Source organism: Clostridium sp. UBA6640, from assembly GCF_002455975.1.
Classification (GTDB): Bacteria; Bacillota; Clostridia; order Clostridiales; family Clostridiaceae; genus Clostridium_J.
Map to the genome: position 1 here is coordinate 22,992 of NZ_DKLM01000073.1, position 8,093 is coordinate 31,084.

Annotated in this window: 9 protein-coding genes; 4 read left to right on the plus strand and 5 right to left on the minus strand. The window is 26.3% G+C overall.

Going from position 1 to position 8,093, the window contains the following annotated elements; translation table 11 throughout:
• Positions 1–166 precede the first annotated feature (166 nt).
• On the minus strand, positions 167–895 hold the full coding sequence (locus B2W91_RS08075) for a pirin family protein (RefSeq protein WP_291579925.1): 729 nt from the start codon (positions 893–895) through the stop codon (positions 167–169).
• A gap of 266 nt (positions 896–1,161) precedes the next feature.
• Here B2W91_RS08075 and B2W91_RS08080 point away from each other — a divergent pair, with 266 nt between their 5' ends.
• The 3 genes from B2W91_RS08080 to B2W91_RS08090 are packed head-to-tail and all read left to right on the plus strand — an operon-like array spanning position 1,162 to position 3,072.
• On the plus strand, positions 1,162–1,530 hold the full coding sequence (locus B2W91_RS08080) for a GntR family transcriptional regulator (RefSeq protein WP_291579927.1): 369 nt from the start codon (positions 1,162–1,164) through the stop codon (positions 1,528–1,530).
• 16 nt (positions 1,531–1,546) lie between these two features.
• Positions 1,547–2,248: an ABC transporter ATP-binding protein gene (locus B2W91_RS08085; RefSeq protein ID WP_291579928.1), complete on the plus strand. Its 702-nt coding sequence runs from the start codon at positions 1,547–1,549 to the stop codon at positions 2,246–2,248.
• Positions 2,242–3,072, plus strand: a complete 831-nt coding sequence (locus B2W91_RS08090; RefSeq protein WP_291579930.1) for a hypothetical protein — start codon at positions 2,242–2,244, stop codon at positions 3,070–3,072. The genes B2W91_RS08085 and B2W91_RS08090 overlap by 7 nt, the downstream gene beginning before the upstream one ends.
• A gap of 238 nt (positions 3,073–3,310) precedes the next feature.
• Here the strand turns inward: B2W91_RS08090 and B2W91_RS08095 are convergent, their stop codons facing one another.
• Complete coding sequence (locus B2W91_RS08095) at positions 3,311–3,856, minus strand: hypothetical protein (RefSeq protein ID WP_291579931.1); 546 nt, start codon at positions 3,854–3,856, stop codon at positions 3,311–3,313.
• Positions 3,857–4,277: 421 nt separating this feature from the next.
• On the opposite strand from B2W91_RS08095, the gene B2W91_RS08100 reads away from it, so the two are divergent.
• Positions 4,278–5,564 (plus strand): amidohydrolase family protein, encoded by a 1,287-nt coding sequence (locus tag B2W91_RS08100; protein WP_291579933.1) that lies wholly within the window; start codon positions 4,278–4,280, stop codon positions 5,562–5,564.
• 142 nt (positions 5,565–5,706) lie between these two features.
• On the opposite strand, the gene B2W91_RS08105 is transcribed toward B2W91_RS08100, so the two are convergent.
• The 3 genes from B2W91_RS08105 to B2W91_RS08115 form a co-directional block, all read right to left on the minus strand.
• Entirely contained in the window at positions 5,707–6,126 is a 420-nt protein-coding gene (locus B2W91_RS08105) for an NUDIX hydrolase (RefSeq protein WP_349680796.1), read from the minus strand.
• Positions 6,127–6,288: 162 nt separating this feature from the next.
• The gene (locus B2W91_RS08110) at positions 6,289–6,870 is read right to left on the minus strand and encodes a class I SAM-dependent methyltransferase (protein WP_291579935.1); all 582 of its coding nucleotides are present in this window, start codon (positions 6,868–6,870) and stop codon (positions 6,289–6,291) included.
• Between the two features lie 93 nt (positions 6,871–6,963).
• Complete coding sequence (locus B2W91_RS08115; RefSeq protein ID WP_291579936.1) at positions 6,964–7,689, minus strand: hypothetical protein; 726 nt, start codon at positions 7,687–7,689, stop codon at positions 6,964–6,966.
• Between the last annotated feature and the right edge of the window lie 404 nt (positions 7,690–8,093).

Below are 8,093 nucleotides of genomic sequence, written 5' to 3' on the forward strand. Positions count from 1 at the left end.
CAGAGTATATATTAAGTTTTCGCATTGTATCCTTATATATGCCAATTCTAAAATTAATATAAGAAAGTCGTGTTTTATAATCACGACTTTTTAAAATTTGAAAATAAATTTAATGTTTAAAGCTTGTATTTTACATTTCTTAAAATATATTTCGCAAATTTATAAATTAGGCCTTTTCCATTTCTATTAATATAAAATGAGAGTTTTGGGCTGCTTTTATTTTAAATTCTTCTTCATATATTTCTAGAGCTTCTCTTTCATTAAGTTCTATAATATTTTTATATCGTGGCTCAAAGGGTGCATTTTCTATAATGGAGTTTCCTTCTATTTGCACTAAATATCCTTGACGATTTTTATTTATTTTAAATTCAATTTTTTTCTTAATATCCAATTCCAAGCTGTATATGTTAATATCTTGGTTAATTTTAACAGGAGCCAATCCTTTTTTACTACTTACCATATAGAGCCATCTATTCTTTTTTTCTTCTGTGCTAAAGGTATAATCGCCATAGTTCGGGTTACATCCTAATTTATTAGGGTATATCCATATTTGTAAAATTCTTAAATCATTATTAGTTAAGTTATGTTCCTCATGAATTATGCCTGTACCTGCACTCATATATTGTATGCTATCTTTTTTTACTATTTTTTTATTTTCCATACTATCGCCATGAGTTAGATCACCTTTGACGACATAAGATATGATTTCCATGTCTCTATGAGGATGATTATGAAAACCGCTACGAGGTTTAATAATGTCATCATTTAGAACTCTAAGTACACCAAAGTTATCATTTAAGGGGTTACAATAATCTTCAAATGAAAAATGATGTATGCTAGATAGCCAACAATGATCGCTTGATCCCATTTCAGTTAATGTCTTTTTCTTAAACATATTTTACTCTCCCTTAAAAATTTAAAATTTATATTTAACGTCACAATTATATTGTTTGTATTTTTATAAATTAAATTACTTCCATCTTCTTCTTAATCTATAAAGGTTAGTATTATCAATGTTAGACAACTTTAAAAAAATATATCAGTATATCATAATATTTTTCTTTCGGAGATCACATCTAGAAGTTTATTTTTATGTATTGACTTTAGGAGATTGTTAGTGTACTATTTAGGTAGAACACTAATACGATATGGAGGTTGCGTATGAAAGTTGAGTTTGATAATAATATACCCATATATTTGCAGATAATGAATATAGTAAAAAAGCAGATAATTAGGGGTGAAATAAAAGAAGGAGATAAAATTCCTTCTGTAAGAGAGTTTGCAGAAATGCTTCAGATCAATCCCAATACTGTTCAGAGAACCTTTCAAGAACTTGAAAGAGAAGGAATAGTGATAACCAAAAGAGGTATGGGAAGATATGTAACGGAGGATAGTGAGAAAATTATGGAAGTTAAGCAGGAAATGTCAAAAGAAATAATTACTAATTTCTTAAATGGAATGAAGTCTTTAGGCTTTGAGGAAGAAGAAATTTTAAAAATTGTGTTAAAAGAAATTAAAAAAGAAAATTAATTTAGAGGTGAATATAATGGGAGATTTATTAAAAATTGATAATGTAACTAAGAAATATTCCTCTACTATCGCATTAAATAACGTTACTTTAAATATAGGGAAAGGAAAAATTGTAGGATTATTAGGAAGCAATGGAAGCGGTAAAACTACTTTGTTAAAATTAATCGCTGGGCTTTCAAGATGCAATTCAGGAAATATTACCGTTATGGATAAAGAAATAGGTGTAGAGACAAAAGAAATCGTATCATTTATGTCAGATAAACATTTCTTTGAGAAGTGGATGAAAATAAGTGATGCCATAAATTTTTATAAGGATTTCTACAAGGATTTTGATGAAGAAAAAGCATTGAAAATGTTAGAGTTTATGAATTTAAATGTTGAGCAAAAAGTTAATACCTTATCTAAAGGAATGACTGAAAAGCTTCATTTAAGCTTAGTTTTATCAAGAAAAGCTAAACTTTATTTATTAGATGAACCTATAGGTGGAGTAGATCCTGTAGGAAGAGATAAAATTTTAGATGCAATTATAAATTTTTATGATGAAGACAGTACAATTTTATTTTCAACTCATTTAATTAGAGATGTAGAAAGAATATTTGATGAGGTTATATTTATTAAAGAAGGAAATATAATTCTATATGATAATGTTGAGGATATAAGACTTAAAGAAAAAGTTTCTATTCATGATAAGTTTAAGGAGGTATATGGGGAATGCTAAAATTAGTTAAATACCAATTCAAATCTAATTTCAAAAACTTAATGATATTTTTAGTAACTACATTAGTATTTCAAATACTATTTCTTTTAAGACTAGACTCTCTAGTAGGTGCAGTACAAATGAGCTCTAGTGGCTTAGATGTTGGTGTGAATAATATTGCAGGATTAATAGATATGGTAGTAGTATTAGGCCTAATAGCTACTAGTGTTATCCCATTGATACTGTTTATTCAAAATTGTATTTCTTATGAAAAGATGATGGAAAATTATAATTTAATGTTGACTCCGCAAAAAGGTGTAAATTATCCGCTATCTAATTTAATTTACTGGACAATTTGCTTAGTAATTATAGGGATAATAAATCTAATATTTATTACTTTTATCGCTAGCACTGCTAGTAGAACTATGGGATTTAATGATATTATACTTCTATTAAAGTTATTATTGACTCCTATGGGGTTGATATTTTTAATAAATATATTAATTCAAATATCATTATTTTTGGCTGGAATACTTTTATCTATAACAGTATGTACTATGAAAATTGCTAACAAATCTATACATTGGGGATTTGGAATAATATTTTATTTGGTTATTGATAAAATATATGGAGTTATAATAAAATTTGCTGAAAATAAAATGACATTTGCTGATATTATTTTTAACGTAGATACTTCATTATTAAATAGTAATATATTTCCAGGTATAGCTATTAGCACTGGAACTGCTACTATAAACCTAGCAGTATTAATAATGAAAATAATAGCTCTAGTTATAGCTATATTTGCAGCTGGCTATATAATTGATAAAAAGTTAGAAGTTTAGTAAAGTTCAAAATGATTAATGATTATGGATGAAATTAGTTTAACCATAATTATTCATTTTAAATTCAGAATAAAAATTTTATTATGAAAGTCAAAATCGTGCATAAGTCAAAGTTTCATTAAGAAACCCTATAGAAATTTATTACTAAGACTTTAACTTTTGGAAAGATAAAAAAGTATATAAAAGAAAATTGTAATTAATATTTTTAGTTACAATTTTCTTTTTATATCTATATTTATCAATAATTATCGAAACTTTCGATTATACTTAATATATGATTTTTATCATTTTTGTTACTTATAAAAATATATAAAAGATTTTCATCATCAGTGTTTATTGTATTAAAAGTATAATGAGATTCATTACTATTAATATCTTCCGAAAGTAAATATATCTCTTTAAATCCCTTTAAGTTTAATCTTTCGCCAGTGCTTTCCATTTCATCCTTGGAAGATATAAAGAGTTGTAGTTCATTATCAGTACTTTTATAATGTACTTCCATCATAGGATATTCAGAATCCTTAGAATTAAATTTGACAGAAGTTATAGTATAACCAAAGCTATTTAATTGAGGAATTGGAAAATGTCCCATAATACTATTTATATCTTCTTTATTAACAGAATTTAATTGATTTCTATTATCTGAAAAACATAATAATGAAATATGATTACATATAAATATTAATATTATAGCTATAATTATTAACATTTTATTCTCTTTAGATATTGATAATAATAAAGTTATTATAGATAAAATAATAAATAAAACTCCCACAAAAAACATAACATACCTCTAAGAAAATATAAGATAAATACATTATAATGGATAAAATTACAAAAGTCACCATATATTTATAATAAAAGAAATATTTTTAAATTTTATTGTAGGTTAACCTAAAATATCCTTGTATTTGAGTCCTTATTAGAGTAACATATGTTAAAATGTATAAGTTCCGCGTATTAACAATTTTTAAAATTCATAATTCACAATTGTGGATATTTCTCAGTGAGAGCTGAGAAATTTAGAATTAATTAAACTGTAGGGGAGAATAGTGTTCTCTAGGAAATTTAAATCCATTCCTAAATTGTGAATTGCATATTATCTTAAGTTGTGAATTAAAATATTTAAGAATATAACTATATTGAATTATACATTAAATGACCTAATTAAGTGTAAAAGTAATTATTCAGAAAGGATGTTGAGTATGAATATTTTAATTAAAAATACAATAATTGTAACTATGAATAATGATAATGAAGTAATATATAAAGGTGATATCGCTATTGAGAAGAATAGGATTAAATATATAGGGGAAGTACCAAAAGGATTTATAGCTGGGAAAATTATTGATGGCAGTAATAAAGTCGTTATGCCAGGACTTATAAATGCACATACCCATATAGGAATGTCATTAATTAGAGGCTATGCAGATGATATGCCACTTTGGGAATGGATAAGTGAAAGAATTTGGCCTATAGAGAAAAAATATACAGAGAAAGATATATATAATGGAGACATGCTTAGTATAGTTGAGATGATTAGAAGTGGTACTACTTGCTTCTTAGACATGTATTTTTCTTTAGAACAAACTGCAAAGGCAGTAGAGATTTCCGGTATGAGGGCTGTACTATCAAAGGGTTTAAATGGAGAAATTAATAAAGATGAAAATAAATTTGATGAAGTTAGAGAGTTTAAAAAGAACTGGGGAAATAGAGGAGATGGAAGAATAAAAATGATGGTAGCTCCTCACTCACCATATACTTCCTCTAAAGCCTATTTAGAAAAAATAGTAGATCTTGCCAAAGAACTAGAGCTTCCAATTCATGTACATATATCTGAAAGCAGAAAAGAGGTAAAAGATAGTTTTGAAGAGCACGGAGTTTCACCAGTAAAATATTTAGAGAATTTAGGGTTATTTGAAATTCCAACAGTAGCAGCTCACTGTGTTCACATTTCTGATGATGATATAGAAATCTTAAGCAAATATAAAGTATCAGTAGCAAATAATCCTTGTAGTAATTTAAAGTTAGCCAATGGATTTGCGCCAGTAGAAAAAATGTTAAACAGAGGAGTGAATGTAGCTTTAGCTACAGACAGTTCTTCAAGCAACAATAATTTAAACATGTTTGAAGAAATTCATACAGCTGCACTTATAAATAAAGGAATAAATGAAGATCCTCTTTCCATACCAGCTATAAAGGCACTAGAAATGGCGACAAAAAATGGAGCTAAAGCATTATTTTTAGAAGATGAGATAGGGTCTTTAGAAGTAGGAAAAAAAGCAGATATGATACTAATTGATTTAAATAAACCCCATCTATATCCAAGACATGACATAATATCATTGTTAGTTTATTCTGCTCAAGGTTCAGACGTAGAAACTGTTATTATAGATGGAAAAATAGTAATGGAAAATTACAAGATGAAAACCATAGATGAAAGTGAAGTAATGAAAAGAGCAAAAGAATCAGTGGAAAGAATATTTTCATAGAAGATAAATAAACATAAAGAATTAGCTTTACTAACAAAAAGGAAAAGTAATAGAGGTACTTTTCCTTTTTTATATTAGCCAAATGACAAAAGTTTTCATTAGCTTAAAAATATTCATAACTCTTGCTTTTTGATCTTTAATTTTATTTGTTTTTGAATTCTTTAGCTTTTTTAAACAAGTAAGGTTGTATTTCCTTATAAGTTAAATTTTCTGGTAAATTCTCTTTATAAATTACTTCAGCTATCTCTAATGGTGGTAATTCACCTAATTTATAAACTTGAGCATAGAACAATCTTCCATAAGAAGGCGTACAATCTCTAGTAACAGAATAATCACAAATAGCTTCAATATGAAAATCTATAGCTCCTGTTTCTTCAAAGAGCTCTCTAGATGCAGTCACATTTATGTCTTCTCCATCTTCTCTATGGCCGCCAGGGATTTCAAGAGTAGTTCTTTCTTTATGTCTTACAAATAACCACTTATTATTATATTCAGCTGCAATCACTGCAAATTTTAAGTTTTTATTGGCCACAGTGTCTAAATTGTGAAAGTTTATCTCCATAATTACCTCCTTGTATTTTATCGTAACAAATATTTTAATAAAGTTGATTCTTATTTAAAACTTTTATATTATATTATTTTTATTTAAGCTCTCATAAATAGTATTTTGTAATTTTTTTTCATATTAAAGCCATAAATAGTGAGAGATACTTTTTTAAGTAGGCTATTTTTCGCAATAAAAATAGAAATACTCTGTATCTCTTATTTCTCTTTCTTTAAACCCATATCTATTGCAAAGTTCTATCAAAATGCTATCTGTAGGAATAGGCTCATTAGGAGAAGTATAACCAAGCAGTTTACGACGTTCTTTTAATTCTTCTCTAGTTCTACAGTGAACAATAATAAATTTTCCACCAGGATTTAAGTTGTTATAAGCATTTTTAAATACATTATTTAAATTATAAAAATGAGGAATAGAGTTGAAAATTATTATGTAATCAAAACTTTCTTTAAAGATTACTTCCTCTTCAAAATCCATTAACCTTACATCTGCATCAGGATAAAATTTTAAAAATTCATTTACCATTTTTTCGGCTATATCAATAGCTGTATATTTTGAAAGATCAGTGTTTCTTAATATAGGATATAAAATACCTGTACCACAGGCCACATCTAAAAGAGATTGCCCTTTAACTATATTTAAATTTTCAATAACTTCTTTGGCAATAATATAATTCTTTTCTGGGATATTCTTTTTCCATTGTGATGATAGTTCATTAAACATATTAATATCTTGTTTTTTCATGAATAGCCTCCTAATTAATTTGATAGTAATTTATCTGTACAGTTATATTTAAAGTCTAAAAAAGCGTGATTTAGTCACGCTTTTTATAATTAATTATTTATAATTTATTTCTGATAGTTTTGATGCATGCTGAAAATTTATTTCTTTATTTTCATATAAGAATCTAACACCATCAATCCATTGACCAGGATATGAGCGTTGCAGAAAACTTTCAATTAAAGCAGTAGACGTAATGATTCCGCCTGCTGAGCCTTGAAAATAATTTTTTGACCAACTCGGACCTTTAAAATCGATAGCTTCATTAATTCCAGCATTTATTTCAGATTCTTTAAGATTTATCACAGCTATTTTTTTACCATCTTTATCTTCTATTTTTGTTACTTCTATTGGTAAAGAATTAAATTCAATTTTAGATAAATTTTTAGCTAATATATCTAATCTTTCTGTTAACGTACCGCTATTTATTGGAATATAGCATAATAATTCCTTTTCATAGCTATCAATGTTAGCAGTGTATATAGCATAAAGATTATTAGTATTATCTCCAGTGTTTGGACTGTCTGTATCTTTGGGTGTTTCTGGAGTTTTAGTAGATCCTGAACTATTATTTTTATTAAGTTGTTCATTTAAAGAAGATACTTCTTTATTTAAAGTTTCATTTTTTGAATCTAAAGAAGAAACTTGAGTGGTCAATTTTACATTTTCTTCTTTAACTTCTGAAAGTTGTTTTGAATATTTTACATTTAAGTTAATAGCATAGCCGATAACTGGTATTAATATAATAACTAGAATCGCTATAACTAAATTTTTCCCTTTCATTGAAATCCCTCCTTAAATTTATAATGCTATCAAAGTATCTCTATGTTTTCATATGTACATATATTAATCATTATATAAATTTATATAATGATTTTTTTGAAAGTTTATACTTGCAATTTTTTCTCCAAATTATGACCCTAATATAATTATTTTTTGTAAAAACTCTCTATATCCTTATAAATATTCTATAAAATCATAAAAATTCCTCTAAAACTTTAAAGTTAATTAATCAAAAGACTATTTCACTAAATTAAAAATGTAATTTATTTAAGAATACTTTATATTTATTATTTTAAAATTAACAATGGCATATATAGATGTACCACTTCTAAATTTGATCTATCCTTAAAAGTAATCAATATTTATTGGTATTGTTGCTGATACTACTAAATTCACAATTCACA

Excerpts from the sequence above, each read along its gene's own strand:
- B2W91_RS08095 (WP_291579931.1), bottom strand. The coding sequence starts at position 3,856 with ATGTTTTTTGTGGGAGTTTTATTTATTATTTTATCTATAATAACTTTA.
- B2W91_RS08090 (WP_291579930.1), top strand. The coding sequence starts at position 2,242 with ATGCTAAAATTAGTTAAATACCAATTCAAATCTAATTTCAAAAACTTA.
- B2W91_RS08075 (WP_291579925.1), bottom strand. The coding sequence starts at position 895 with ATGTTTAAGAAAAAGACATTAACTGAAATGGGATCAAGCGATCATTGT.
- B2W91_RS08085 (WP_291579928.1), top strand. The coding sequence starts at position 1,547 with ATGGGAGATTTATTAAAAATTGATAATGTAACTAAGAAATATTCCTCT.
- B2W91_RS08100 (WP_291579933.1), top strand. The coding sequence starts at position 4,278 with ATGAATATTTTAATTAAAAATACAATAATTGTAACTATGAATAATGAT.
- B2W91_RS08080 (WP_291579927.1), top strand. The coding sequence starts at position 1,162 with ATGAAAGTTGAGTTTGATAATAATATACCCATATATTTGCAGATAATG.
- B2W91_RS08105 (WP_349680796.1), bottom strand. The coding sequence starts at position 6,126 with ATGGAGATAAACTTTCACAATTTAGACACTGTGGCCAATAAAAACTTA.
- B2W91_RS08115 (WP_291579936.1), bottom strand. The coding sequence starts at position 7,689 with ATGAAAGGGAAAAATTTAGTTATAGCGATTCTAGTTATTATATTAATA.
- B2W91_RS08110 (WP_291579935.1), bottom strand. The coding sequence starts at position 6,870 with ATGAAAAAACAAGATATTAATATGTTTAATGAACTATCATCACAATGG.